This window comes from Halomonas sp. RT37, from assembly GCF_040070525.1.
GTDB classification, from domain to species: domain Bacteria; phylum Pseudomonadota; class Gammaproteobacteria; order Pseudomonadales; family Halomonadaceae; genus Halomonas; species Halomonas litopenaei.
Map to the genome: position 1 here is coordinate 253,670 of NZ_CP098827.1, position 25,852 is coordinate 279,521.

The 25,852-nt window shown below is 64.0% G+C and carries 23 protein-coding genes and 1 other RNA gene; 17 read left to right on the forward strand and 7 right to left on the reverse strand.

Annotation, left to right across the window (positions count from 1 at the left end; all coding sequences use genetic code 11):
- Window positions 1-235 precede the first annotated feature (235 nt).
- Window positions 236-615: a transfer-messenger RNA gene (gene ssrA, locus NFG58_RS01140) on the reverse strand.
- Between the two features lie 54 nt (window positions 616-669).
- The gene (smpB, locus tag NFG58_RS01145) at window positions 670-1,161 is read right to left on the reverse strand and encodes an SsrA-binding protein SmpB (RefSeq protein ID WP_045992293.1); all 492 of its coding nucleotides are present in this window, start codon (window positions 1,159-1,161) and stop codon (window positions 670-672) included.
- 221 nt (window positions 1,162-1,382) lie between these two features.
- On the opposite strand from smpB, the gene NFG58_RS01150 reads away from it, so the two are divergent.
- Both NFG58_RS01150 and NFG58_RS01155 read left to right on the forward strand, forming a co-directional pair.
- The gene (locus NFG58_RS01150) at window positions 1,383-1,817 is read left to right on the forward strand and encodes a type II toxin-antitoxin system RatA family toxin (RefSeq protein ID WP_045992292.1); all 435 of its coding nucleotides are present in this window, start codon (window positions 1,383-1,385) and stop codon (window positions 1,815-1,817) included.
- Between the two features lie 88 nt (window positions 1,818-1,905).
- Window positions 1,906-2,205, forward strand: a complete 300-nt coding sequence (locus tag NFG58_RS01155) for an RnfH family protein (protein ID WP_045992291.1) — start codon at window positions 1,906-1,908, stop codon at window positions 2,203-2,205.
- A gap of 164 nt (window positions 2,206-2,369) precedes the next feature.
- Here the strand turns inward: NFG58_RS01155 and NFG58_RS01160 are convergent, their stop codons facing one another.
- Entirely contained in the window at window positions 2,370-2,825 is a 456-nt protein-coding gene (locus tag NFG58_RS01160; protein WP_045992301.1) for an outer membrane protein assembly factor BamE, read from the reverse strand.
- Between the two features lie 72 nt (window positions 2,826-2,897).
- Here NFG58_RS01160 and fur point away from each other — a divergent pair, with 72 nt between their 5' ends.
- Window positions 2,898-3,344 carry a ferric iron uptake transcriptional regulator gene (gene fur / locus NFG58_RS01165; RefSeq protein ID WP_045992290.1) on the forward strand — a complete coding sequence of 149 codons (447 nt, stop codon included), beginning with the start codon at window positions 2,898-2,900 and terminating at the stop codon, window positions 3,342-3,344.
- A gap of 228 nt (window positions 3,345-3,572) precedes the next feature.
- Here the strand turns inward: fur and recN are convergent, their stop codons facing one another.
- Window positions 3,573-5,246, reverse strand: a complete 1,674-nt coding sequence (recN, locus tag NFG58_RS01170) for a DNA repair protein RecN (protein WP_213227359.1) — start codon at window positions 5,244-5,246, stop codon at window positions 3,573-3,575.
- Between the two features lie 396 nt (window positions 5,247-5,642).
- Here recN and grpE point away from each other — a divergent pair, with 396 nt between their 5' ends.
- The 5 genes from grpE (at window position 5,643) to NFG58_RS01195 (ending at window position 11,105) form a co-directional block, all read left to right on the forward strand.
- A complete protein-coding gene (gene grpE / locus NFG58_RS01175) occupies window positions 5,643-6,287 on the forward strand; it encodes a nucleotide exchange factor GrpE (RefSeq protein ID WP_045992288.1) in 645 nt (214 codons plus the stop codon).
- Window positions 6,288-6,446: 159 nt separating this feature from the next.
- On the forward strand, window positions 6,447-8,372 hold the full coding sequence (dnaK, locus tag NFG58_RS01180; RefSeq protein ID WP_045992287.1) for a molecular chaperone DnaK: 1,926 nt from the start codon (window positions 6,447-6,449) through the stop codon (window positions 8,370-8,372).
- A gap of 90 nt (window positions 8,373-8,462) precedes the next feature.
- Window positions 8,463-9,599 (forward strand): molecular chaperone DnaJ, encoded by a 1,137-nt coding sequence (dnaJ, locus tag NFG58_RS01185; RefSeq protein WP_045992286.1) that lies wholly within the window; start codon window positions 8,463-8,465, stop codon window positions 9,597-9,599.
- A 213-nt stretch (window positions 9,600-9,812) separates the two neighbouring features.
- The gene (locus NFG58_RS01190) at window positions 9,813-10,727 is read left to right on the forward strand and encodes a DMT family transporter (RefSeq protein ID WP_348827431.1); all 915 of its coding nucleotides are present in this window, start codon (window positions 9,813-9,815) and stop codon (window positions 10,725-10,727) included.
- A gap of 105 nt (window positions 10,728-10,832) precedes the next feature.
- Entirely contained in the window at window positions 10,833-11,105 is a 273-nt protein-coding gene (locus tag NFG58_RS01195) for a DUF2218 domain-containing protein (RefSeq protein ID WP_045992284.1), read from the forward strand.
- Between the two features lie 22 nt (window positions 11,106-11,127).
- Here the strand turns inward: NFG58_RS01195 and corA are convergent, their stop codons facing one another.
- The gene (gene corA / locus NFG58_RS01200; protein ID WP_222569905.1) at window positions 11,128-12,093 is read right to left on the reverse strand and encodes a magnesium/cobalt transporter CorA; all 966 of its coding nucleotides are present in this window, start codon (window positions 12,091-12,093) and stop codon (window positions 11,128-11,130) included.
- Between the two features lie 182 nt (window positions 12,094-12,275).
- Between corA and NFG58_RS01205 the strand changes: the two genes are divergently transcribed.
- The 3 genes from NFG58_RS01205 (at window position 12,276) to NFG58_RS01215 (ending at window position 14,695) form a co-directional block, all read left to right on the forward strand.
- Entirely contained in the window at window positions 12,276-12,806 is a 531-nt protein-coding gene (locus NFG58_RS01205) for a MarR family transcriptional regulator (protein WP_124805081.1), read from the forward strand.
- Complete coding sequence (locus tag NFG58_RS01210) at window positions 12,796-13,731, forward strand: DMT family transporter (RefSeq protein WP_348828110.1); 936 nt, start codon at window positions 12,796-12,798, stop codon at window positions 13,729-13,731. Before NFG58_RS01205 ends, NFG58_RS01210 begins: the two co-directional genes overlap by 11 nt.
- A gap of 142 nt (window positions 13,732-13,873) precedes the next feature.
- A complete protein-coding gene (locus NFG58_RS01215) occupies window positions 13,874-14,695 on the forward strand; it encodes a class I SAM-dependent methyltransferase (protein WP_108450016.1) in 822 nt (273 codons plus the stop codon).
- On the opposite strand, the gene NFG58_RS01220 is transcribed toward NFG58_RS01215, so the two are convergent.
- Entirely contained in the window at window positions 14,696-15,781 is a 1,086-nt protein-coding gene (locus NFG58_RS01220) for an esterase-like activity of phytase family protein (RefSeq protein ID WP_348827432.1), read from the reverse strand. It lies immediately after the preceding gene.
- A gap of 152 nt (window positions 15,782-15,933) precedes the next feature.
- Between NFG58_RS01220 and dapB the strand changes: the two genes are divergently transcribed.
- The 4 genes from dapB (at window position 15,934) to greA (ending at window position 22,029) form a co-directional block, all read left to right on the forward strand.
- Window positions 15,934-16,752 carry a 4-hydroxy-tetrahydrodipicolinate reductase gene (gene dapB / locus NFG58_RS01225; RefSeq protein WP_348827433.1) on the forward strand — a complete coding sequence of 273 codons (819 nt, stop codon included), beginning with the start codon at window positions 15,934-15,936 and terminating at the stop codon, window positions 16,750-16,752.
- 376 nt (window positions 16,753-17,128) lie between these two features.
- Window positions 17,129-18,274: a glutamine-hydrolyzing carbamoyl-phosphate synthase small subunit gene (gene carA, locus NFG58_RS01230; protein ID WP_348827434.1), complete on the forward strand. Its 1,146-nt coding sequence runs from the start codon at window positions 17,129-17,131 to the stop codon at window positions 18,272-18,274.
- Between the two features lie 51 nt (window positions 18,275-18,325).
- Window positions 18,326-21,556, forward strand: coding sequence for a carbamoyl-phosphate synthase large subunit (gene carB / locus NFG58_RS01235; protein WP_108131793.1), 3,231 nt, complete (start codon window positions 18,326-18,328; stop codon window positions 21,554-21,556).
- Window positions 21,553-22,029, forward strand: coding sequence for a transcription elongation factor GreA (gene greA, locus NFG58_RS01240; protein ID WP_108131792.1), 477 nt, complete (start codon window positions 21,553-21,555; stop codon window positions 22,027-22,029). Before carB ends, greA begins: the two co-directional genes overlap by 4 nt.
- Before the next feature lie 113 nt (window positions 22,030-22,142).
- On the opposite strand, the gene yhbY is transcribed toward greA, so the two are convergent.
- Window positions 22,143-22,469 (reverse strand): ribosome assembly RNA-binding protein YhbY, encoded by a 327-nt coding sequence (gene yhbY / locus NFG58_RS01245; RefSeq protein ID WP_045992299.1) that lies wholly within the window; start codon window positions 22,467-22,469, stop codon window positions 22,143-22,145.
- Window positions 22,470-22,751: 282 nt separating this feature from the next.
- On the opposite strand from yhbY, the gene rlmE reads away from it, so the two are divergent.
- Window positions 22,752-23,420: a 23S rRNA (uridine(2552)-2'-O)-methyltransferase RlmE gene (gene rlmE, locus NFG58_RS01250; RefSeq protein WP_045992275.1), complete on the forward strand. Its 669-nt coding sequence runs from the start codon at window positions 22,752-22,754 to the stop codon at window positions 23,418-23,420.
- A 303-nt stretch (window positions 23,421-23,723) separates the two neighbouring features.
- On the forward strand, window positions 23,724-25,715 hold the full coding sequence (gene ftsH, locus NFG58_RS01255; protein ID WP_348827435.1) for an ATP-dependent zinc metalloprotease FtsH: 1,992 nt from the start codon (window positions 23,724-23,726) through the stop codon (window positions 25,713-25,715).
- Window positions 25,716-25,852: the final 137 nt, after the last annotated feature.

A 25,852-nucleotide genomic window follows, 5' to 3' on the forward strand; every position in this document is an offset into this window, starting at 1 on the left:
CCTCGGGTGAAGGGTCTTTGAGGGGCAGGGACCTGCTGCAAGCCCGGAACCGAACCCGCGTTCCTAGCTGGGAATCGAAAAGCACCGGCCAGGGCGTAGCCGTTTCGTGGGGGCGTGAAGGGCTGCCACCTGCTTACAGGGCAGAACAGGCGCCAGCTACCACTTCAGGGGATGGCTAATAGGTTGGCCAATAAACGAAAAAAGCACCCGTAGGTGCTTGATTCGCTTGCTTGATTGGTGGAGGCGGCGGGAATCGAACCCGCGTCCGCCGACACTCGCCCATTGGCTCTACATGCTTAGTTCCGTCATTTGATTTAACGCCTCGGGCTCCGACGGGCAGGATCCCGAAACGCGATTCCTCCAAAGTTTAGCGATTGACGAGAGGACAGCGCCAACCGCGATCTCACCTATCTTGGCTCGTAGCCCATTGGCAACGGATGAGCACGTCGCCGCCGGGTAGGACTAGAAGCTAGCAGTTTTTACGCTGCCAGCGCGCCCTGAGCGTAGTTTTCGTCGTTTGCGACTATTTAATCGTGATGTTGGATTTACGAGATACATCACGCTCTCGGCATGCACCTCAGGGGTTGTCATCGGCGTCGAAACCATGTCGCCCCCGTAACGCCCCGCCAGTGTACCAAAGATCCGGCGGTCTGTACTACATCTGACGGCTCAGGCGCGGTTTTGTTCCCGCATGACGCGGCCCTTCTGACGCTGCCAGTCGCGATCCTTCTCGGTGGCGCGCTTGTCGTGGAGCTTCTTGCCCGTCACCAGCGCCAGCTCACACTTCACCCGGCTGCCTTTCCAGTACAGCTTCAGCGGCACACAGGTGTGCCCCTTGTCCTGGGTGCGCGAGAAGATCTTGGCGATCTCCTTGCGGTGAAGCAGCAGCTTGCGCGTGCGCGTGGGGTCCGCCACCTCGTGGGTGCTGGTGGTGTTGAGCGGCATGATATGGCTGCCGAGCAACCAGGCCTCGCCGTTCTTCACCAGAATGTAGGTGTCGGTGAGCTGGGCCTTGCCGGCACGCAGGCTCTTGACCTCCCATCCCGCCAGCACCAGCCCGGCCTCGAAGGACTCGTCGATATGGTATTCGAAGCGCGCCTTCTTGTTCTGGGCGATGGTGTTGTTGCCGGGACCCTTGTCCTTTCCCTTCTTGCTGGCCATGGAACCTCTTGATGTCTGAATCGGTCGTGGAAGCGGTTTCGTAACCGATGCGGCCCGATATGTAGCCTTCCGGGTCGACGCCAGGCGGTTGCCACGGCGGCGCTGCCCGTCGGTCCCCCTTTCGGCTGTCTCCAGTTCTGCCGGGGAAGCGTGCTACCATTTGAGGCCGAAATAACCGCTCATGATACGCCCTGGGCTTCTGGAAGTCAGCGGAGAGGTCAATGCCAACCGTCAATCGGTCCGCCATGGTGCGGCACACCCCCAAGCAGATGTTCGATCTGGTCAACGATTTCGAGCGCTATCCGGAGTTTCTGCCGGGCTGTCGTCGCGCGCGGCTGCTGGAGAAGGACGAATCGCACCTGATCGGCGAAATGACCCTGGGGCGGGCCGGCATCGAGCAGACCATCGTCACCCGAAATGACCTGCACGAGCCTGACCGTATCGAGCTGTCGCTGGTAAAGGGGCCGTTCAAGCGACTGGACGGGCGCTGGAAATTCATCACCATGGGCGAGAACGTGTGCAAGGTCAGCCTGGAGATGGACTTCGAGTTCTCCAGCCGGCTGCTCGGCATGGCCTTTGGCAAGGTCTTCCAGCAGATCGCGGGCCAGCAGGTGGATGCCTTCACGCGGCGTGCCGATGAGCTCTATGGCCGCTGACAGCGCAAGACCCTCGGCTCCTCGAGTCGAGCCGGCACCTGCCGATCACTCGGCGGGGCCAGATATAAAGGAAGACGCAAGCGACGAGGTGCTTCGCGTGGAAGTGGCCTTTGCCTTGCCGCATAAGCAACGTCTTGTCGCGCTGCGCGTCGCCAAGGGCACGACCGCCAGCGAAGCGCTGGCGTTGGCCGACCTGCCGTCGCTGTTTCCCGAACTGCCTGTGGAAACCTTCAGCGAGGCCAGTCTCGGTATCTTCGGCAAGGCGTTGAAAGAACCCTCACGGCAGATACTGCGTGACGGTGATCGCGTAGAGGTCTATCGACCGTTGAAGATCGATCCCAAGGCGGCGAGGGCAGAGAGGGCGGCTCGTAGCCGCTCTTCCTCCTAGCGACCCTGGGCGGCCGGGGCAGGTGCGTCGCCGTCTGAGCGAAGGCGCTGCGCATGGAAGCACCTAGGTGTAGAACCAACCAGGCGTAGAACCAACCAGGCGTAGAACCAACCAGGGTGGCCGTTGTGGCCACCCTGATGCGTGTTCTCGCTGGCGCCAACGGCTTACTCGCGCTCGGGATCCACCGTGCGGTTGTAGATCGGCTCGATATTGGCTTCGCCCTCGGGGTTATCGTCGCCGCCGCCGCTGGTGGGGCCTACGCCGTAGCTATGCTTGCCTGCAACGTCCGGGTTCATGCTGAAGTCGCCTTCCCGGTCGATATTGACCAGGTTATTGCCGGCGAAGGTCAGGGTGACGCGTCTTTGCATCACGTCGCCGTAAGCTTCGTCGAGACGGTAGACGTAGTCCCACTGGTCGGCGCTGAACGGGGCCTCCAGCAGCGGCGAGCCCATGAGGTTGATGACCTCCTGTCGGGACATGCCGGGGCGCAGCTGTTCGACCATGCTGTTGGTCACCAGGTTGCCCTGTGCCAGGTCGCGCTTGTACACGCTGAAGTAGGTGCAGCCGCTGGTCAGCGCCAGGGCCAGTGAAAGGGTGACAATTCCGGTCAACTTTTGCATTTGCGCCTGTTCTTCACTATCGTGGGGTCGGTCGATCATACCCGACCCTACCTGATACTGCGAAGAGCAACCATGGCCGACAAGAACCATGAATTGCGCAAGGCTGGACTGAAAGTCACTCTGCCGCGCGTAAAGATCCTGCAGATCCTCGAATCTGCCACCGATCAGCACCACCTCAGCGCCGAGGACGTGTACAAGACGCTTCTCGAAGCCGGTGAAGATGTGGGCCTGGCGACGGTGTATCGCGTGCTGACTCAGTTCGAGTCGGCGGGCCTGGTGATCCGACACAATTTCGACGGTGGCCATGCGGTCTTCGAGCTCTCCCAGGAAGAGCATCACGACCATATGGTGTGCCTGGAAAGCGGTGAGATCATCGAGTTCTTCGACGAGACCATCGAGCGTCGGCAGCAGGAGATCGCCGAGGAGCACGGCTTCGAACTCGTCGATCACGCGCTGGTCCTCTACGTCAGACCCAAGGGTTCCAAGGCGACGCGTCAGGAAGGCATCGCCAAGAAGTAACGGATCCCTCTGCGCGTAGCGCTGAGCAAGAGCCTCTGCCCCCGGGCGGAGGCTTTCTCGTGTCTGGAAGATGTGATCAGCGCTGTGCGGTCAGTGGGTACACAAAAGCGCCACGTCCCCGTCAATTGGGGGCGTGGCGCTTGCGTTGTCGGCTCGCTGTAAAATGCTGCTTTTTCTTGGGTACTGCTCTTCAGTATCGCTTTTCGCTACTGTCTGGGTTCGCCAGACCTAGTGGTGCGCCCGCTGGCTTGCGTCGAGCATCTCGCGGGCATGCGCCAGGGTCTGGTCCGAGAGTTTGACGCCGCCGAGCATGCGCGCCAGCTCGCCGACCCGCCCGGCTTCGTCGAGGTGTGCCATGCGGGTGCGGGTGGAATCCTTGCGCGCCTTCTTCTCGATGTGCAGATGGTGGTGGGCCTGGGCGGCGACCTGGGGCAAGTGGGTCACCGTCAGTACCTGGCCGCCCTGGCCCAGTCGCTTGAGCAGCTGGCCGACGATCTCGGCGGTGGCACCGGATACCCCGACATCGACCTCGTCAAACACCAGGCTGGGGATGGTGGAGTGCTGGGCGGCGATCACCTGAATGGCCAGGCTGATACGCGACAGCTCGCCACCGGAGGCTACCTTGGCCAGCGGGCGTGGCGGCTGGCCGGGGTTGGCGGCGATCAGAAAGCGCACCCGGTCCATGCCCTCTGGGGCGGCGGCATCGCGCCGACTGACGTCGACCTCGAAGCGGGCCTTGCCCATGGCCAGAAACGCCAGTTGCTGCTGGACTTCCTTGCCGAAGCGCTTGGCGGCCTTTTGGCGAGCGGCGCTGACGGTCTCTGCCAGGGCACGCCATTCTGCCTTGAGGGCGTCGGCCTTCTCGGTCAGCGCCTCGAGGTCCTCGTCACCGCCCTCCAGCCCCTGAAGTTCTGCCGTCAGGCGCTGGTGCAGGGCGACGATCTCGTCGGGCAGTACATGGTGCTTGCGAGCGATGCGGTGAGCCTCGCCCAGGCGCTGCTCTACCCAGGCCAGGCGCTCCGGGTCCAGCTCCACGTCGGCGACCACCTGATGCAGTTCGCGACCGGCTTCCTCGAGCTGAATGCTGGCGTCACCGAGCAAGGCGATGGCGTTGGCCAGGGCTCCCTTGTCGCTGCCGGGCAGGGCGGCCAGGCGCTGGCTGGCCTGGTGGAGCAGGGGCAGGGCGCCGCCTTCCTCGCCATCGCAGCAGTCGAGGGCGAACTGGGTCTCCGCCAGGCGCGATTCGGCGTGGGCCAGCAGCTCCTGTTCACGTTCGAGCTGCTCGAGCTCGTCTTCGCCCAGGCCGAGTTGGTCGAGTTCTTCCACCTGATAGCGCAACAGCTGGCGACGGGCGCGGATTTCATCGCCGTCGTCGGCCAGCCGTTTCAGTTGTCGCCGGGTGGACTGCCACTCCCGATAGAGCTCGGCCAGTCGGCTCACCGATTCACGGTGGCCGGCCAGGTCGTCGAGCAGGCGCAGGTGGGTGTCCTCGGCCAGCAGGGCCTGGTGGGCGTGCTGGCCGTGGATCTCGATCAGGGTCTCGCCCAGCGACTTGAGGTCGGCGATGGTGGCCGGCTGGCCGTTGATCCAGGCCTTGGAGCGACCGCTTTTAGTGACCACGCGACGCAGCAGGCAGTCGTCATCGGGCAGTTCTCGGTTGGCAAGCCAGGCCCGGGCGTTGGGCAGATTGGCAATGTCGAAGCGCGCGCTCAGGTCGGCTCTGGACTGGCCGTGGCGCACGCTGCCGGCGTCAGCGCGTTCGCCCAGGCACAGGCCCAGGGCGCCAAGCAGGATCGACTTGCCGGCGCCGGTCTCGCCGGTGATGGCAGTCATGCCGCCCTCGAGCTCGAGTTCGAGGTGGTCGACGATGGCGAAGTCCTGGATCGAGAGTTCGGTCAGCATGCGTGCCTCCTGGTGGCGTCACCGAGCGGTGCGACGGTCAGTGCAAGGGTGGCGGTCGTACAGGGCGATGGGTGCGGCAATCGCTCGCGCAATAGCTAGAGCATCGATATGGCGCAACGGATGGGCTTGTCATTACTGTTTATCCATCCATGTAGTGTCTGTTTATACAGTAGTCCAGGCGCGCCCTCAATGCATCCTTGCGCAGCAGCTTCAGTGGTTGCGGGTCAGCGCTGCGGCAAATCCTGGGCCTGCCGGGGAAAGTCTGATCAGGATCTGCGTCTTTCCCCTTGAGATTGTTGTGGCCAACCCCATATACCTCTGCAACCTCTGGTCCCCGGACCAGCCACTGTACAGGCGGTGCTACCGCAATTGTTGGACTTCTTCAGGAGGCTGCACATGGCCAAAGATCCCCAGACCCCGTTGGATGACGAACTCGCTCGCCAGGAGCAGGAAGGCGAGCCGGAGCAGGCGGTCGATGCTGCCGAGGCCGTCGAGGGCGAACTCGAGGACATCGTCGATCAGGCTGAGGATGAGGCACAGGCCGAGGCCGTGGAAGGCGGTGACAACCCCGAGGCCGAGGTGCTGGCGGCCCGCGTCGAGGAGCTCGAGCAGAGCGTGACCGAGGCCAAGGACCAGGCCCTGCGTGCCGCCGCCGAGGCGCAGAACGTGCGCAGGCGGGCGGAAGCCGAGGCCGAGAAGGCGCGCAAGTTTGCGCTGGAGAAGTTCATCAAGGACCTGCTTCCGGTGGTCGACAGCCTGGAAAAGGCGCTTGAGGCCATGGGTGAGGACGCCTCCGAGGTGCATCGCGAGGGTGTCTCCATGACCCTGAAGATGCAGCTCGACGTACTGGCCAAGTTCGGCGTCGAGATCGTCGAGCCCCAGGGCGAGCCGTTCGACCCGCAGTACCACGAGGCCATGGCCATGGTGCCGAACCCCGAGGTCGACCCCAACACCGTCATCGACGTGATGCAGAAGGGCTACGTGCTCAACGGACGCCTGGTGCGCCCGGCGATGGTGGTAGTGAGCCAGGCGGCCGGCTGAAACATCCGGCCCACGGGGCCTGACCGATACGGGTTGTCGACAGGAGTTGAACATGGGGCCTTGAAATCGGCGGAGACGCCCCCCAGATAGTCGGCAACCCCGCGGCGAACGCCGCAAGCCAAACTTCAGTTACGCAAGACACGAATTCGAGGATTTCCTATGGGACGCATCATCGGCATTGACCTTGGTACCACCAACTCCTGTCTGGCCGTGCTCGACGGCGACAGCGCCAAGGTAATCGAGAACGCAGAAGGCGCACGTACCACCCCGTCCATCATCGCCTACACCGATGATGGCGAGACCCTGGTGGGTCAGGCGGCCAAGCGTCAGGCGGTGACCAACCCGGAAAACACCCTGTACGCGATCAAGCGCCTGATCGGCCGTCGCTTCAAGGACGACGTCGTCCAGAAGGACATCAAGATGGTGCCCTACACCATCACCGAAGCCGACAACGGCGACGCCTGGGTCGAGGTCAAGGGCAAGAAGCTGGCACCGCCCCAGGTCAGCGCGGAAGTGCTGAAGAAGATGAAGAAGACCGCCGAGGACTACCTGGGCGAAGAAGTGACCGAGGCGGTCATCACCGTGCCGGCCTACTTCAACGACAGCCAGCGTCAGGCCACCAAGGACGCGGGTCGCATCGCCGGTCTCGAGGTCAAGCGCATCATCAACGAGCCGACCGCGGCTGCCCTTGCCTATGGCATGGACAAGTCACGCGGTGACAAGACTATCGCGGTCTATGACCTGGGTGGCGGTACCTTCGATATCTCCATCATCGAAGTGGCCGACGTCGACGGCGAGACGCAGTTCGAGGTGCTGGCCACCAACGGCGACACCTTCCTGGGTGGTGAGGACTTCGACCTCAAGCTGATCAACTACCTGGTCGACCAGTTCAAGGCCGACAGCGGTATCGACCTGTCCGGCGACAACCTGGCCATGCAGCGCCTGAAGGAAGCCGCCGAGAAGGCCAAGATCGAGCTGTCCAGCGCCCAGCAGACCGACGTCAACCTGCCTTACATCACCGCCGACAACACCGGTCCCAAGCACCTCAACGTCAAGGTGACCCGGGCCAAGCTGGAGTCGCTGGTGGAAGAGCTGGTGAGCCGTTCGCTGGCGCCGTGCAAGACCGCACTGTCCGACGCCGGCCTGTCCGCCTCCGAGATCGACGACGTCATCCTGGTCGGTGGCCAGACCCGTATGCCGATGGTTCAGGCCAAGGTCGCCGAGTTCTTCGGCAAGGACGCCCGCAAGGACGTCAACCCGGACGAAGCCGTGGCCGTGGGTGCTGCGATCCAGGGCGGCGTGCTCGGCGGTGACGTCAAGGACGTGCTGCTGCTGGACGTGACTCCGCTGACACTGGGTATCGAGACCCTGGGTGGCGTGATGACGCCGCTGATCGAGAAGAACACCACCATCCCGACCAAGAAGACCCAGGTGTTCTCCACCGCGGACGACAACCAGACCGCCGTGACCATTCACGTGCTGCAGGGTGAGCGCAAGCAGTCCAGCGGCAACAAGTCGCTCGGTCGCTTCGACCTGTCGGACATTCCGCCGGCGCCGCGCGGTGTGCCGCAGATCGAGGTCGCCTTCGACCTGGACGCCAACGGTATCCTCAACGTGTCCGCCAAGGACAAGGCCACCGGCAAGGAACAGTCCATCGTCATCAAGGCCTCCAGCGGCCTGTCCGACGACGAGATCGAGCAGATGGTCCGCGACGCCGAGGCCCACGCCGACGAGGACAAGAAGTTCGAGGAACTGGTGGCGCTGCGCAACCAGGCTGACGGCATGATCCACGCTTCTCGCAAGACCCTTGAGGAAGCCGGCGACAAGGCCTCCGAAGACGAGAAGCAGGCCATCGAGAGCGCCATCAAGGAGCTCGAGGAAGCGCTGCAGGGCGACGACAAGGATGCCATCCAGGCCAAGCTCGACGCCCTGACCGAGGCCTCCGGCAACCTGGCGCAGAAGATGTACGCCGAGCAGGCGGACGCTGGCCAGCAGGCGGGTGACGCCGACGCTGGCGCCAAGAAGGAAGATGACGTGGTCGACGCCGAGTATGAAGAAGTCAACGACGACCAGAAAAAGCAGTAACCACGACATCTGAACCTCGGATGACGCCAACGCGGGAGCCGGACTCCCGCGTTGGTGTTGCTGAGCGTCGCGACGGAGGCGGACAGACCCATGTCCAAGAGAGACTACTACGAGGTACTAGGTGTCGAGCGCGGTGCCGATCAGAAGGACATCAAGAAGGCCTATCGGCGCCTGGCACAGAAGTACCACCCGGACCGTAACCCGGACGATGACACCTCGGCGGAAAAATTCCGTGAAGTGTCCGAGGCCTACGAGGTCCTGACCGACAGCGAGAAGCGTGCGGCCTACGACCAGTTTGGCCATGCCGGCGTCGACGGCCAGGGCGGTGGTGGCTTTGGCGGCGCCGGGGCTGGCGGCTTCAGTGACATCTTCGGTGATGTCTTCGGTGACATCTTCGGCGGTGGCGGCGGACGTCGTAACCCCAATGCGCCCCAGCGGGGCAGCGACCTGCGCTACAACCTCGAGCTTGACCTCGAGAGCGCGGTGGCCGGCACCAGTGTCGACATCCGTGTGCCGCGTCACATCGAATGTGAGCGCTGCGACGGCGAAGGTGCCGAGCCGGGTTCCACCAAGGAAACCTGCCCGACCTGTCACGGACACGGTCAGGTTCGCATGCAGCAGGGCTTCTTTGCCGTGCAGCAGACCTGCCCGACCTGTCACGGTAGCGGCCAGCACATCAAGGTGCCGTGCCACGCCTGTCATGGCGAAGGTCGCGTGCGCGAGACCCGCACCCTGTCGGTGAAGATTCCGGCCGGCGTCGATTCTGGCGATCGAATTCGTCTCAATGGCGAGGGCGAAGCCGGTATCAACGGCGGTCCGCCCGGGGACCTGTACGTGCAGGTCGCGATCAAGCCGCACCATATCTTCGAGCGCGAAGGGCGTCACCTGCAGTGTGAGGTACCGATCAACTTCGTCGACGCAGCCCTCGGCGGTGAGCTCGAAGTGCCGACGCTGGATGGTCGGGTGAAGCTGAAGATTCCGGCGGAAACCCAGACCGGCAAGCTGTTCCGACTGCGCGGCAAGGGTGTCAAGCCGGTACGCGGCGGCCCCGCCGGCGATCTGTTGTGCCGGGTGGTGGTGGAAACCCCGGTCAAGCTCAGCGAGGAACAGAAGGATCTGCTGCGCAAGTTCCAGGACAGCCTGGGTGGCAGCAACGCCCAGCACTCGCCGAAGAAGTCGAGCTTCTTCGACGGGGTGAAGAAGTTCTTCGAAGATATGAAGCTGTAAGTCGCGTAGCCTCGGGCCAGGCGTGATCCTGCGCCGACCAGGGCTTAGTGACGATGATCGACCCCCGACGCCTGGCGCCGGGGGTCGGTTTTTTGTGTCGGCTGCACATGGGCCGTCAGCGGGGCGTCACGCTCGGGCGCTTCTGATGGGCAGCTTGATTGGGTGGGGCAGAGCTTGTGGACGGCGCGGCTCTTCTGAACAGGGACGATGATCATGAGTGATAGGGATAGGCCCCTGGCGGGCATCGTGCTGCGCATCGCCTCCGGGGTGCTGTTCGCCGCCATGCTGGTGTGCGTGAAGTGGGTGAGCGACGAGGTGCCGCTGGGCCAGGTGGTGTTCTATCGCTCGGCCTTTGCGCTGTTGCCGATCGTGCTGTTTCTGGCCTGGCGTCGGGAGTTTCCGGCAGGGCTGGCGACCCGGCGCCCCTTGGGCCATCTGCTGCGCTCGAGCCTCGGCGCCGCCTCGATGTTTGCCACCTTTGCGGCCCTGGCGCGCCTGCCCGTAGCCGAGGCCACCTTGCTGGCCCAATTGGCGCCGGTACTGATGGCGATCGGCGGCGTGGTGCTGCTGGGCGAGCGCTTTACCCCACCGCGAGCGCTGGCACTGTTGCTCGCCGTGGGCGGGGTGGCGGTGCTGGTGGTGCCGGATATCGGTAACGCCGACAAGGCCGGCCAATTGTCGGGCTACGCGCTCGGTGTGCTGGGGGCGTCGTTGACCGCCGCAGCGCTGGTCACGGTGCGGCGCATCTCGCGCACAGAGGGGGCCGGTGCCATCGCCTTCTACTTCGTGCTGGCCTGCACCCTGGCGGGGCTGGCGACCCTGCCGCTGGGCTGGGTAGCACTGCCGACCCAGACGCTGACGCTGCTGATCCTGGCCGGGTTGCTGGGGGGCGCGGCGCACATCTGCATGACCTTGGCGCTGCGCTTCGCCGAGGTGTCGAGGCTTGCCCCCTTCGAGTACATCGCCCTGGTGTGGCCGGTGCTGGCCGATCTCTGGCTGTTTGGCCAGCCGTTGTCGAGCGGCTTTCTGCTGGCGCTGCCGCTGTTGCTCGGCGGTGCCGCCCTGGCCGCCATGGAAGGCCGTCGCCTGGGGTGGCCGCGCCGGCGCTCGCCGCCCGAGAACGGCTAGACATGCGTGGGTACGATGAACAGCAACACGCCGTTGCCTGACGCCGAGATGACATGGGGGATATGATTCTGCGATATATTCGTATTCTCAGAAACGGTGGAAAGCATGGTGGAATCCCGAGCCTTCGTCGAGACCGCATCAGGGCAACGCTTGATCAATCGCCTGTGCAAGCACTGGGCCCACAAGCTCGAGGTGGATGCCGAGAGCGGTCACGTGGTGTTCCCCGGCGGCGAGTGCTGGATGAAGGCGTCCGACTCGCAGCTCAGCGTCGATCTCCAGGCCGAGGACGCCGAGCGGCTGGAGCGCCTCAAGGACGTGGTGGCCAGCCACCTGGAGCGGATGGCGGGCAAGGAGCCGCTCAGCGTCGTCTGGCAGTGAGTTTGGCTGGACGCGATTGGCGCTATAGCCAGCCGGTGCGACGGAAGCGTCGGTAGAGCGCGCCGCAGCACAGCACCATCATCCCCAGCGCCAGCGGATAGCCCAGTCGCCAGTCCAGCTCCGGCATATGGGTGAAGTTCATCCCCCAGATGCCGGCGAGGATGGTCGCTACCGCGAAGATCGCCGCCCAGGAGGCTAGGCGCTTGTGCACCTCGCTCTCGTCGATCGCCACCATCGACAGGTTGACCTGGATGGCGGTAATGATGGTTTCGCGAATGGTATCGATGGCCGCCTCGATTCGATGCAGGTGGTCGTAGACATCGCGGAAGTAGTCCTGGGTCTCGTAGCACAGCGTCGGGACGCGTCCACCGAACAGGTGGGAGCTGGCTTCGGCCAGTGGGGTCACCGCGTGCTTGACGCACATGGTGCGGCGCTTGAGCTGATACAGCCGCTCAAGGCTGGCGCGGGCGCTGCCACGGACGAAGATCTGGTCCTCGATACTTTCCAGTTCGGCCTCGAGTTCTTCGAGCACCGGGAAGTAGCGGTCCACTACGACATCCATCAGCGCATAGAGCACGAAGGCCGGCCCCTGCTTGAGCAGTTCGGGCTCGCGCTCGCAGCGGGCGCGCACGTCGGTGAATCCACGCCCGGAGTGCTGACGTACCGACAGTACATAGCCGGGACCGGCAAAGATGGCCAGCTGGCCATGCTGCACCTCGCCCTGATTGACGCTGATCACTTGGGTGACGACGAACAGAGCGTCGCCGTATTCCTCCACCTTGGGGCGCTGTTCGCCGACCAGGGCATCCTCCACGGCCAGTTCATGCAGCGCGAAGATGTCCTGAAAGGTGGAGAGCTCCTCGGCGTCCGGGTCGTGCAGCGCCACCCAGACAAAGCAGTTCGAGCGCGAGCGGTAGTCATCGATCTCGCCTCTGTCGATGTTGCAAAGACGCCGTCCTTCTTCATACGCCACGCAGTTGACGATCATCGTTGTCCCCTTGCGGTTGTTATCGTGGTTCTGAGGAAAAGGTAGACGCTACGTCGCGGTTGCCGACTGCATGTTGCGCCCAGGCGACCATCGCTGTTCGGCGTTGTGGGCATGAGGGGCTTGGCATTTTGCGTCGGAATAACTATCTTCAAGTGAAGATACTTTTCTTGGAGATAAGTGATATGCAGGTTCCGTCCACCGGGCCTAACGATGCCATCGATCGACTGATGGCGGAGTGGTGCAGGGTTCTCCCGGATCGCGACCCTGGCGACATGGGCATCTTTACCCGGCTGTATCGCGTGCTGAAGCATGTCGACCGTCGGGTTCAGGCGGTATTCCGGCAGCACGGCTTGAAGGAAGGCGAGTTTGACCTGCTGGCGACCCTCTACCGGCGCGACGTGCACGAGGGGCTGACACCGAACGCCCTGTGCGAGGCGGTGGTGCTGAGTTCAGGGGCCATGACCCACCGCCTCGATCGGCTCGCCAGTCGTGGCCTGGTGGAGCGTGTTGCCAACCCTGAAGATCGTCGCAGTGTCCTGATTCGTCTCAGTGAGTCGGGAAAAGCCATGATGCCGGCGCTGCTGGACGCCTACCTGGCTGAACTCGCTTCGATGCGCGCCACCCTGGCAGATGATGAAGCGGCAGGCCTGGCAGCTGGTCTTCGCCAGTTGCTGTTGGCGCTGGAAGGGGAGGTCAGCCGTGATGACGACTGAATGCCGGGTGTCCAGCGATAGCAGTGTGTGGTGGGCCCACGCCGGGATGCTGGTGTGGGCGACGCTGGTGGGGCTGTCCTTTCCGGCGGTGGGGATGTTGAGTGAAGGGCTTCCGCCACTGTCGCTGACCGCACTGCGCTTCGTGATTGCCGCTCTGGCGGTGTTGCCGCTGGTGTGGGGTGCGCCTGGTCTCCGGCCGAGTCTGGCCGGGCTCGGGCTCTATGGGTTGATGGGTCTCTGTCTGGCGAGCTTCTTCGGCACCATGTTCTGGGCGGCGCACCTGACCACGGCGCTGTCCATGGCCACGCTGTTCGTCAGCGTGCCGCTGCTGGCCTACGGCCTGGGCCGGCTGGTGGGGGTCGAGCATCGAGCCCTGGCGCTGCTGGCCCTGCTGGTACTTGGCGCCGTCGGCGCGGTGGGGCTGGCCTGGGCCGAGGCCGGTGGCTCCTTTGCCCGCATGCAATTCGGCGTGGGCGAAACCGCCTTCTTCGCTGGCTGCATCGCCTCGGCGATGTATCCGGTGTTGTCCAAGTTGGGGTTGGCGAAGGGCTGGCTATCCGAGCACGCGGGGGTGCGTACCCTGTGGAGCCTGGTGATGGGGGCACTGCTGATCGGGTTTTCGGGTCTGGTCTTCGGGGATCCGGCCGCGCTGGGCCGTATGACGCTGTTCGATCTGGCGGTGGTGGCCTATCTCGGGCTCTTCTCCAGCGGAATGACCTTCTGGCTGCAGCAGCGGGCGACCGCCATCCTGACCCCGGCGGCGGTTACCGCCTACGGCTATCTGGTGCCCTTTGTGTCGATGCTGTTGCTGTTTGCCCAGGCGCCTGAACGCCTTGCACTCGAATGGCTGCCGGGCAGTCTGCTGGTCGTGCTGGCCATCGCGCTCCTGCTGCGGCGGGACGTCAAGCTGCGCAGCCAGGCGTGAGCAGGCGAGTTTTACTCAGACATCTTTGCATCATTGGGCAAAGAGGTGGGCGGTGTACGGATTTAGCCTAGTGCGGTGTGGTGGTGGTTATATGAAGCTGTAAAGGTGGGGCAAAGGCGCATCAATGCCAAGGAGCCCCCCCATGCCGTCAGCCAGCCCCCTTCTCGGCGCACAAGCCGTTTCCCCTTGTCAGCAGCCTGGCGACCGCGGCCTTGCCAACGACGTCTTCTCCGAGGCGCTGAGCGAGCGCTACGACCAGCTGGCCCGCGACGAGCGATACGGCACCTTCACCGGTTCCGTTCTTCACTATCTCAATCTGGAGGAAGATCTGGTCGGCAAGCGTCTTCTTGATGTGGGCTGTGGCAACGGAGCGCTGGCGGCCGAGCTCAAAAGCAAGGGTGCGCAAGAGGTGCTGGGTATCGACATCAGCCCCTCCCAGGTCGCGCTGGCCAGCCGGCGCCACCAGGCACCGGGCCTCGGCTTTCGGGTCGAGGACGCCTATCGCAAGCTTGTTCTGCCGGAGGCGCCCTTCGATACCCTGGTCAGTGTCTTCGCCTTTCACTTCATCCAGCACCAGGCCATGCTCACCCGTGCCTGCCGAAACCTGTTCGAGGCGCTCAAGCCCGGCGGTCTGCTGGTGTGGCTCGATATCACTCACGACTATGTGCTTGACCCGGCGCGCATGGATCGCCTCGAGGCGTTGACCAGCTATCGCTACGACCCGGGTGTGGCGCCGGGTGAGCGGCCCCGGCCCTGGAGCCTGGTGCCTGGTCAGGTGCGCGCCGGTGACGACGTCTTGCCGGTGGACCACGTGGCGATCCCTGGTCGCACCGTGGTCACAACGCTGCAGTCGGTCGGCTTCTCTCAGGTCAGGCGCGAGCCGCTGCGCTTCACCGATGCTGAGTCGGCCTGGCTGTGGGGCCCCGACGGCTTCAATCACCACCTGTTGGTGGCCCGCCGCTGATCAGCGGGCAGTGACATCACCGGCTGTTGGCACGGGTAGATCCAGTGTCGAGAGAGCGCGCGCCTTATCGGGCAGTCGAAAGCAGCCGAGCAGGTTGCGCTGCAGGGCGCTGAAGTTGTCGTCGCTGACCATCAGAAATTCGCCACCGGGCAATTGCGCTAGCCCCTCCATATTGTCGACGCGCCAGCCTTCTCCGGCGGACAGGCTGGCCAGGCGTGTCACCCGTACCTGCGGCGGTGGCAGCAGCTCCACCAGGCTTAAGCTGATGGTCAGCGGACGTGGCGGGGAAAAGGCGCGTTCCAGCGCCAGCAGCCGCGGTGGCGAATTGGTGACGGTGTCGCCCAGTGCCAGCAGGTCGGTCAGGGCGCTGGCGACCGGTGAGGCCAGTGGGTAATGCCACCGGCGCGTGTCGGTAGCGTTCTCCGCCAGGCTGAACAGAAGGGTGTGCCTGACGCCGTTTTGCGCGCTCATGCCATCGGGCGGTGACTCCAGACCCGCCACCAGTCCGATGCCCGGCACCCGGGTGAGTGCTTCCAGGCTTTCGTTATCACCGGCGTTGTGGCTGGCCGTGGAGCGCAGTGGTTCGCCTTTCGGCATCCCGTCGAGAGCGAAACGCTGCACGCGATGATCCTGCTCGAAGCCGATCAGCAGTTCGGTGTTGCCGGTGACGCCATCATCGGCCCTCTCCAGCACCAGCGACTCGGCGTCTGCTGCCTTGCCCTCAAGCGGCGTACCGTCCTGCGCCTTCAATCGATGGCTGGTGATCGGGCGCAGGTCTACCAGGCGGCCGTGTTCAAGTACTGGTCGTGCCTGGTGCACCCGCCCACGATCGGATACCAGGTGCAGCAGGTTGTCGTCTGTGTCCCAGGCCATGGCCGAGAGTCCCCCAAGGGGAACGCCGGATTCGTTTTCGGTAGGGCGCCACTGGCTCGGTAGTGCCAGGGTGCCGCACATGCTCAGCCCCGGCTGGGCGGGGGCCTCGCCCTGCAAGCTGGTCGGCTTGACCTGGGCGGTGCAGCCGCCAAGCCACAGGGTCGCTGCCAGCGTGCTGATAAGGGGCAATCGGAGCATTTTTCTGAACGGCATGGGGCGGTCCTGTCGGGCGGGAATGTCAGCGTGATGGCCAGGGCGAGGCAAGAGGGAGCGACGTTGGTATACTGCGCCGAATCCCTTTACATTTTGGCGTATCTACGTTGATCCGCCTGTCTGTTCGAACTCTCGTTTCTCCAGGAGATTGCATGAGCCGTACCGCCCCCCGTATCGCCATCGTCGGCGTCGCCGGCCGCATGGGCCGCACCCTGGTCAACGCCGTGATGCAGGACGACGACGCCGTCCTCGCCGGCGGCATCGTCGAGCCGGGTAGTTCGCTGGCTGGTGCCGATCTGGGCGAGCTGGCCGGCGTCGGCCGCCAGGGCGTGGCGGCGGTGGACTCCCTCGAGGCCATCGTCGATGACTTCGACGTGCTGATCGATTTCACCGCACCCAAGGTGACCCTGGCCAACCTGGCCTTCTGTGCCGAGCATGGCAAGGCCATCGTCATCGGCACCACCGGCCTGTCCGATGACGAGCAGGCCGAGCTCGACGATTATGCCGAGCGAGTGCCCACGGTGTTTGCGCCCAACATGAGCGTCGGCGTCAATCTGACCCTGAAGCTTCTGGAGACTGCAGCGAAGGCGCTGGGCGACGAGGGCTATGATATCGAGGTCATCGAGTCCCACCATCGTCACAAGGTCGATGCGCCGTCCGGTACCGCCCTGCGCATGGGCGAGGTGGTCGCCGGGGCGCTGGATCGCAACCTCAAGGAGCACGGGGTGTTCGAGCGGGTAGGCCAGTGCGGTACTCGCGATCCCAAGGAAATCGGCTTCGCCACGGTGCGTGCCGGCGATATCGTCGGGGAGCACACCGTGATGTTCGCTACCGAAGGCGAGCGCATCGAGATCACCCACAAGGCGTCCAGCCGCATGACCTTCGCCCGGGGCGCGGTGCGCGCAGCACGCTGGGTCGCCGAGCGTGAGGCGGGACGCTACGGCATGTCCGACGTGCTGGGCCTGGACTGAGTTTTGTGAGCCTCTGGCGACGTCGCGGGTGGTGTTGCCCATGGCAAAGTGCTTGTTCCGGGGTAGTCAGCCCGGCCCAGATGCTGTAACATTCCAAAAATTTTGGCCGGGCCGGGCATGAAAGTGTCGCGTCGAGAGCGTTTAGTACGTCTCTCGCAGCATAGGTGCCGGCTCTGCATTCCGAGCGAATGACAACAAGCGGGATGAAACCGGTCAAACACCGGGTTTCGTCCCGCTTTTTTACGGCCCGGCTCCTTGTGTGCTTGACGCACGATGGGCCGGGTCGGTGCCGAATGGCCTGGCGACAGGTCGCCGACGCCGGCGAGCGTATGGCGGCGGTCGTAGATACCTTGACGAGCTTTGGGAGGACGTAGCGTTGAACAAACCCGCAATCTTGGCCCTGGAAGATGGCAGCGTATTCCACGGCACGGCCATTGGCGCTGATGGGCAGACCAGTGGTGAGGTGGTGTTCAATACGGCCATGACCGGCTATCAGGAAATTTTGACCGACCCCTCCTATTCCCGACAGATCGTCACCCTCACCTATCCCCATATCGGCAATACCGGCATCAATCCCGAGGACGTCGAGTCCGCCAGCATCGCCGCCGCGGGCCTCGTCATCCGCGATCTGCCGCTCGTCGCCAGCAACTTCCGATCTACCCAGAGCCTCTCGGACTATCTCGCCAGCCAGAACGTGGTGGGCATCGCCGACATCGATACCCGCCGGCTGACTCGAATCCTGCGCGACAAGGGTGCCCAGAACGGTGCCATCGTGGCCGGCGACGAGGCCCTGGGTGACGACGCCGAAGCGCGCGCCCTGGAAGCCGCCCGCGCCTTCCCCGGGCTCAAGGGCATGGACCTGGCCAAGGTGGTGTCCTGCAGCGAGCGCTACGTCTGGAACGAGGGCGAGTGGACGCTGGGCAAGGGCTACGCCGATACCGAAGGGGCCGAGCGGCCCTTCCATGTGGTGGCCTACGACTACGGCGTCAAGTTCAACATCCTGCGCATGCTGGCGAGTCGCGGCTGCAAGCTGACCGTGGTGCCGGCCCAGACCCCGGCGTCCGAGGTGCTGGCGCTCGACCCCGACGGCGTCTTTCTGTCCAACGGACCCGGCGACCCCGAGCCGTGTGACTACGCCATCGACGCCATCCGCGAGATCCTCGAGACCGAAGTGCCGGTGTTCGGCATCTGCCTGGGCCACCAGTTGCTGGCGCTGGCCAGCGGTGCCACTACGGTCAAGATGAATCACGGCCACCACGGCGCCAACCATCCGGTGCAGGATATGGACAGCGGCCACGTGATGATCACCAGCCAGAACCACGGCTTTGCCGCCGACGAGACCACGCTGCCGGATAACCTGCGCGCCACCCACCGCTCGCTGTTCGACGGCACCCTGCAGGGGATCGAGCGTACCGACCGTCCGGCGTTCAGCTTCCAGGGCCACCCCGAAGCGAGCCCCGGCCCCCGCGATGTGGCGCCGCTGTTCGACCGCTTCATCGACATGATGCGCAGCCGTCGCTAAGGCGCCGACACAGACTCCGGTTCATCGTCCAATTTTCTTGCGGGAAGCACCATGCCCAAGCGTACAGACCTGAAAAGCATCCTTATCATCGGCGCTGGCCCCATCGTCATCGGCCAGGCCTGCGAGTTCGACTATTCCGGCGCCCAGGCCTGCAAGGCGCTGCGCGAAGAGGGTTTTCGCGTCATCCTGGTCAACTCCAACCCGGCCACCATCATGACCGATCCGGCCATGGCGGATGCCACCTACATCGAGCCGATCACCTGGCAGGCGGTGGAGAAGATCATCGAGGCCGAGCGTCCCGACGCCGTGCTGCCGACCATGGGCGGCCAGACCGCGCTGAACTGCGCGCTGGATCTCGATCGCCACGGCGTACTGGAAAAGTACGGCGTGGAGATGATCGGTGCCAACGCCGACACCATCGACAAGGCCGAGGACCGCGATCGCTTCGACAAGGCGATGAAGAATATCGGTCTCGAGTGCCCCAAGGCCAAGGTCGCCCACAGCATGGATGAGGCCTGGGAGATCCAGGGCGAGCTGGGCTTCCCGGTGATCATCCGGCCGTCCTTCACCATGGGTGGCTCCGGTGGCGGCGTGGCCTACAACAAGGAAGAGTTCAAGGAGATCTGTGGGCGCGGCTTCGAGCTTTCGCCGACCCACGAGCTGCTGATCGACGAATCGTTGCTGGGCTGGAAGGAATACGAGATGGAGGTCGTTCGTGACAAGAACGACAACTGCATCATCGTCTGTGCCATCGAGAACTTCGACCCCATGGGCGTGCACACCGGTGACTCCATCACCGTGGCGCCGGCCCAGACGCTGACCGACAAGGAATACCAGATCATGCGCGACGCATCCCTTGCGGTGCTGCGTGAGATCGGTGTCGAGACCGGTGGCTCCAACGTCCAGTTCGGCGTGGACCCCGAGACCGGCCGCATGGTGGTCATCGAGATGAACCCGCGGGTGTCGCGTTCCTCCGCCCTGGCCTCCAAGGCCACCGGCTTCCCGATCGCCAAGATCGCCGCCAAGCTGGCGGTGGGCTACACCCTGGACGAGCTGCAGAACGACATCACCGGCGGTCGCACCCCGGCGTCCTTCGAGCCGTCCATCGACTACGTCGTCACCAAGATTCCGCGCTTCACCTTCGAGAAGTTCCCCCAGGCCAACGACCGTCTGACCACCCAGATGAAGTCGGTGGGCGAGGTCATGGCCATCGGCCGCACCTTCCAGGAGTCGCTGCAGAAGGCGCTGCGTGGCATGGAGACCGGCAACGACGGTCTCGATCCCATCGTCACCGAGTTCAGCGACGAGAACATGGCGCTGATCAAGGGCGAGCTGCAGGCCGCCGGCGCCGAGCGTATCTTCTTCATCGCCGATGCCATGCGCTCCGGCATGTCGGTGGCAGAAGTGTTCGAGCTGACCAACATCGACCCCTGGTTCCTGGTGCAGCTCGAGGATCTGGTCAAGATCGAGCAGGATCTGTCCAGCCGTCCGCTGTCGTCGCTGGACGCGCGCGAACTCTATCGTCTCAAGCGCAAGGGCTTTGGCGATGCTCGCCTGGCCAAGGTGCTGGGCGTGTCCGAGGACGATGTGCGCAGGGCGCGCCATGACGCCGGTATCCGTCCGGTCTACAAGCGCGTCGATACCTGCGCCGCCGAGTTCGCCTCCGACACCGCCTACATGTACTCCACCTACGAGGAGGAGTGCGAGGCCGAGGTCAGCGATCGTAAGAAGATCATGGTGCTGGGCGGTGGCCCCAACCGTATCGGTCAGGGCATCGAGTTCGACTACTGCTGCGTCCACGCCGCCTTCGCCATGCGCGACGACGGCTACGAGACCATCATGGTCAACTGCAACCCGGAGACCGTGTCCACCGACTACGACACCTCCGATCGTCTGTACTTCGAGCCGGTGACCCTGGAGGACGTGCTCGAGATCGCCGACAAGGAGAAGCCGGTCGGGGTGATCGTGCAGTTCGGCGGTCAGACGCCGCTGAAGCTTGCACGTGCGCTCGAGGCCGCCGGTGTGCCGATCATCGGTACCACCCCGGACGCCATCGACCGCGCCGAGGATCGCGAGCGCTTCCAGCAGATGATCGACAAGCTGGGCCTCAAACAGCCGCCCAACGCCACCGCCAGAAGCTTTGACGAGGCCTTCAGCAAGGCCGAGGCGATCGGCTACCCGCTGGTGGTGCGCCCGAGCTACGTGCTCGGTGGGCGCGCCATGGAAATCGTCTATGACGCCAGCGAGCTGGAGAACTACATGACCCACGCGGTCAAGGTCTCCAACGACTCGCCGGTGCTGCTCGATCACTTCCTGAGCGCCGCCATCGAGATCGACATCGACGCGGTGTCCGACGGTGAGCAGGTGGTGATCGGCGGTATCATGCAGCACGTCGAACAGGCTGGTGTGCACTCAGGCGACTCCGCCTGTGCGCTGCCGCCGTACTCGCTGCCGGCGGAAGTGCAGGACGAGATGCGCGAGCAGGTCAAGCGCATGGCCGTGGAGCTTGGCGTGAAGGGCCTGATGAACGTCCAGCTGGCCTGGCAGGACGGCGAGATCTACGTCATCGAGGTCAACCCGCGCGCCTCGCGCACCGTGCCCTTCGTGTCCAAGTGCATCGGTACCTCGCTGGCCCAGGTGGCGGCCCGTTGCATGGCCGGCGTCAGCCTCAAGGAGCAGGGCTTCGAGCGCGAGATCGTGCCGCACTTCTACAGCGTCAAGGAGGCGGTGTTCCCGTTCAACAAGTTCCCTGGCGTCGACCCGATCCTGTCGCCGGAGATGAAGTCCACCGGCGAGGTAATGGGGTCCGGCGACACCTTCGCCGAGGCCTTCTACAAGGCCCAGCTCGGTGCAGGTGAGGCGATTCCGGCTCTGACCGGCGATCGCAAGGCGTTCCTGTCGGTTCGCGAGCCGGACAAGGCGGGTGTTATCGAAGTGGCGCGTTCTCTGGTAACATTGGGCTTCACACTCTGTGCGACCCGAGGAACGGCGGCAGCCCTTGAACAGGCTGGTCTGCCCGTCGAGGTCGTCAACAAGGTTTACGAAGGCCGGCCACACATCGTCGATTCCATCAAGAACGACGAGATCGCCTATATCGTCAATACCACCGAGGGCCGCCAGGCCATCAATGACTCCTCGGTGATCCGCCGCACCGCACTCGCCCGCAAGGTTCCCTATGCCACGACGCTGGCAGGGGCCAGTGCCGTTTGTTTGGCGCTCGAGTACGGCAATGCCGTGACCGTGCGGCGGCTACAGGAACTGCATGCAGGAGCGAATACATGAACAAGGTCCCGATGACCGTCGCCGGTGAGCAACGCCTGCGTGAAGAGCTCGAACAGCTCAAGAGCGAGGCTCGCCCGACAGTGATCGCTGCCATCGCCGAAGCGCGTGAGCACGGCGACCTCAAGGAGAACGCCGAGTACCACGCCGCGCGCGAGCAGCAGGGCTTCATCGAGGGGCGTATCCAGGAGATCGAGGGCAAGCTGTCCAACGCCCAGGTCATCGACGTCACCAAACTGCCCAAGACCGGCAAGGTGATCTTCGGCGTGACCGTCGAGCTTCTGAATCTGGATACCGACGAAGAGGTGACCTACCGCATCGTCGGTGAGGACGAGGCCGACATCAAGCAGCGTCGCATCTCGGTCACCTCGCCCATCGCCCGTGCCTTGATCGGCAAGGAAGAGGGTGAGGTCGTGCTGGTCCGCACCCCCGGTGGTGAGGTCGAGTACGAGATCACCGGCGTCGAGCACATCTAGACCCGGATCCTTCGATCCAGACGACACCGCCCCGCCAGGAATCCTGGCGGGGCGGTGTCTTTTCTGGCGACAGGATCGTCGGCGCCCGGTGGTGGCGCAGCGACGCCGGTGCGTCAGTGGCGGCCGTGGTGGTTCTCGAAGCGGGTGATGTTGGACAGCTTCGGATTGGCCTTGGGGTTCTTGCGGTACAGCAGGGCCACCTTGCCGATCTTCTGGATCAGCTCGGAGCGGCTCTGGGCGACGAGTTCGTCGAGCACTGCGGTGCGGTCGTCGCGGTCGGGGATCGCGAGCTTCACCTTGACCAGTTCGTGGTCGTTCAGGGCTCGTTCGAGCTCGGCCAGCATGCCTTCGGAAATACCGTTCTCCGAGGCCGTCACCACCGGGTCGAGGTGGTGGCCGATGCTGCGCATTGCTTTCTTTTGTGCCTGTGACAAGCTCATGGTATCTTGCTTCATTCCGTTTTGGCCGTAGGGCGCGTGACAGCACATGGTACGGGGATTCCCCGTGCGGTGAAAGCGCTTGTGCATGACAATCTCCAGGCAGCCGTTCGCTGGCGGTGGCAAAGCCGCTCGATGCGTCGTGCAGCCCACCCCTCGGTTCCTGCGGCGAGCCTCCCCGCCACGCGGTTCGGCTCCGGCGGCCATGCCGGGTGTCCGCAGTAAATGCACTTCGAGCAACGCCCTTCCGGCAATTGTTCAGGAAATCTTCTTTCAGGTGGCTCAGTGGCAGCATCCCGTCCCCCCTCCGGTAAAAAATCCTCATCCGGCAAGAGCAGCGCGAGCAAGACCAGCGCCAGCTGGTTGAAGGAACACTTCGATGATCGCTACGTTCAGCAGAGCTGGCAGGACGGCTACCGTTCCCGGGCCAGCTATAAGCTGGTGGAGCTGGACGACAAGGACAAGCTGTTCAAGCCGGGCATGACCGTCATCGATCTGGGTGCGGCGCCGGGCGGCTGGAGCCAGATCGCCGCAGAGCGTGTCGGTGACGCCGGCGTGGTCATCGCCTCGGACATCCTCGAGATGGACGCCCTGGCCGGGGTCGACTTCGTACAGGGTGACTTTACCGAGGAAAGCGTGCTGGAAGAGGTGCTGGCAAGGCTCGGTGATCGCCCGGTGGACCTTGTGATGTCGGACATGGCCCCCAATATGAGTGGTATGGCGGCCATCGATCAGCCCCAGGCAATGTACCTGGTGGAGCTGGCGCTCGACCTGGCTCGCCAGACGCTGCGTCCCGGGGGTACCTTCCTGGCCAAGGTGTTCCAGGGCGAAGGCTTCGACGAATATCTCAAGGAGCTGCGCGGCGCCTTTCAAAAGGTGGTGACGCGCAAGCCGGGGGCATCGCGGGCACGCTCCCGCGAGGTCTACCTGCTGGCCCAGGGATTCAAGGGCTGAGCATCGGCGCCGGTCGACGTCTGATAGACCGCGCCTACCGGAGCGATACCGGCAAAAGTGGCCTGGCTGTGCCAGTCTTGAGGCATGGTACAGGCAGGAAAGGACACATGATGGCGTGCGATGGCCTGCCAGGCAGTCATCGCATCGACATTTTTTCGGCATTTTCCGAGGGTGAGTCCCGGCGGAAGGGGCGCTTGCGCCGCTTCGTTGGATCCGATCAGGCTGGCTGAACCAGGCCGGGTCATGTAGTGTCGAACCCTTAGGCACCTAGGCCGACAGATTCTTGCAATTGAGGGTGGTCCCTTGAACGACATGGCGAAGAACCTGATTCTGTGGTTGGTCATCGCGGCGGTGCTGCTGACGGTGTTCAACAACTTCAGCGTCGAGAACGCACCCAACCAGATGAACTACTCCCAGTTCGTCGAACAGGTGCAAAACGAGCAGGTACGCAGTGTAACCATCGACGGTTACACGATCAGCGGTGAGCGCAACGATGGCTCCAGCTTCCAGACCATCCGCCCCTCGGCGGAGGACCCGAAGCTGATGGACGATCTGTTGTCCAACAATGTCACCGTGGTGGGCAAGAAGCCGGAACAGCAGAGTCTGTGGACGCGACTATTGATCGCGAGCTTCCCGATTCTGCTGATCCTGGCCATCTTCATGTTCTTCATGCGCCAGATGCAGGGCGGTGGTGCCGGCAAGGGCGGCCCCATGAGCTTCGGCAAGTCCAAGGCCAAACTGCTGTCCCAGGATCAGATCAAGACCACCTTTGCCGACGTGGCGGGGTGTGACGAGGCCAAGGAGGAAGTCGAGGAACTGGTCGACTTCCTGCGTGATCCGACCAAGTTCCAGCGGCTGGGTGGCACCATCCCCCGCGGTGTCTTGATGGTCGGGCCTCCCGGTACCGGCAAGACCCTGCTGGCGAAGTCCATCGCCGGCGAGGCCAAGGTGCCGTTCTTCTCGATCTCAGGCTCTGACTTCGTCGAGATGTTCGTCGGTGTGGGTGCTTCCCGTGTGCGCGACATGTTCGAGCAGGCCAAGAAGCAGGCACCCTGCATCATCTTCATCGACGAGATCGACGCCGTGGGTCGTTCGCGCGGCGCCGGCATGGGCGGCGGCAACGACGAGCGCGAGCAGACGTTGAACCAGCTGCTGGTCGAGATGGACGGCTTCGAGGCCAATGAAGGCATCATCGTCATCGCTGCCACTAACCGTCCCGACGTGCTCGACCCTGCGCTGCTGCGCCCGGGCCGCTTCGACCGTCAGGTGGTGGTGCCGCTTCCCGATATCCGTGGTCGCGAGCATATCCTCAACGTGCACCTGCGCAAGGTGCCGCTGGCCGATGACGTCAAGCCGACCTTTATCGCCCGTGGTACCCCTGGCTTCTCTGGTGCCGACCTGGCCAACCTGGTCAACGAGGCTGCGCTGTTCGCCGCTCGTCGTAACAAGCGTCTGGTGGGCATGGAAGAGCTTGAGCTGGCCAAGGACAAGATCATGATGGGGGCCGAGCGCCGCTCCATGGTCATGACCGAGAAGGAAAAGCTCAACACCGCCTACCACGAGTCGGGCCACGCCATCATCGGTCTGGTGATGCCGGAGCATGACCCGGTCTACAAGGTGACCATCATTCCGCGTGGCCGCGCCCTGGGTGTGACCATGTTCCTGCCGGAGCAGGATCGTTACAGCCTGTCGCGCCAGCAGATCATCAGTCAGATCTGTTCGCTGTTCGGCGGTCGCATCGCCGAGGAGATGACGCTGGGGCCGAACGGTGTCACCACCGGCGCCTCCAACGACATCAAGCGTGCCACCGAACTTGCCCACAACATGGTGGCGAAGTGGGGCCTGTCCGAGGAGATGGGGCCGATCATGTACGACGAGGACGAGTCTCACCAGTTCCTCGGCGGCCCTGGTCAGAGTGGTGGCAAGCTGAAGTCGGGCGAAACCACCTCGCGTCTGGACAAGGAAGTGCGCAAGATCATCGACGGCTGCTACGAGCAGGCGCGTCAGATCCTCGAGGACAATCGCGACAAGCTCGACGCCATGGCCGAAGCGCTGATGCAGTACGAGACCATCGATGCGGATCAGCTCAAGGACATCATGGAAGGGCGTGACCCGCGTCCGCCCAAGGACTGGGATGAGCCCGGTTCCGGCGGCGGCTCTCCGGTCACCGGTGATCCCGAGCCGTCGAAGGAGCCGGAGTCCGGCGCCGACACCAGCGACGGGGACGAGGAAGAGGATGACAAAGGCTCCGGCCGTCGCCCCTCCGACCCCCTTGGCGGCCCCGCCGGTAGCTGACGGCCCGCCCGCTCACAGAGGCGCCCCGCGGGGCGCCTCTGGCGTTGCATGACCCGCCTCTCGCATTAGTATTCTTTGGTGAATACCAGATTTTCCCAGGACATCCTCTTCGATGGACGCTCGTTACCCCGCTGTAC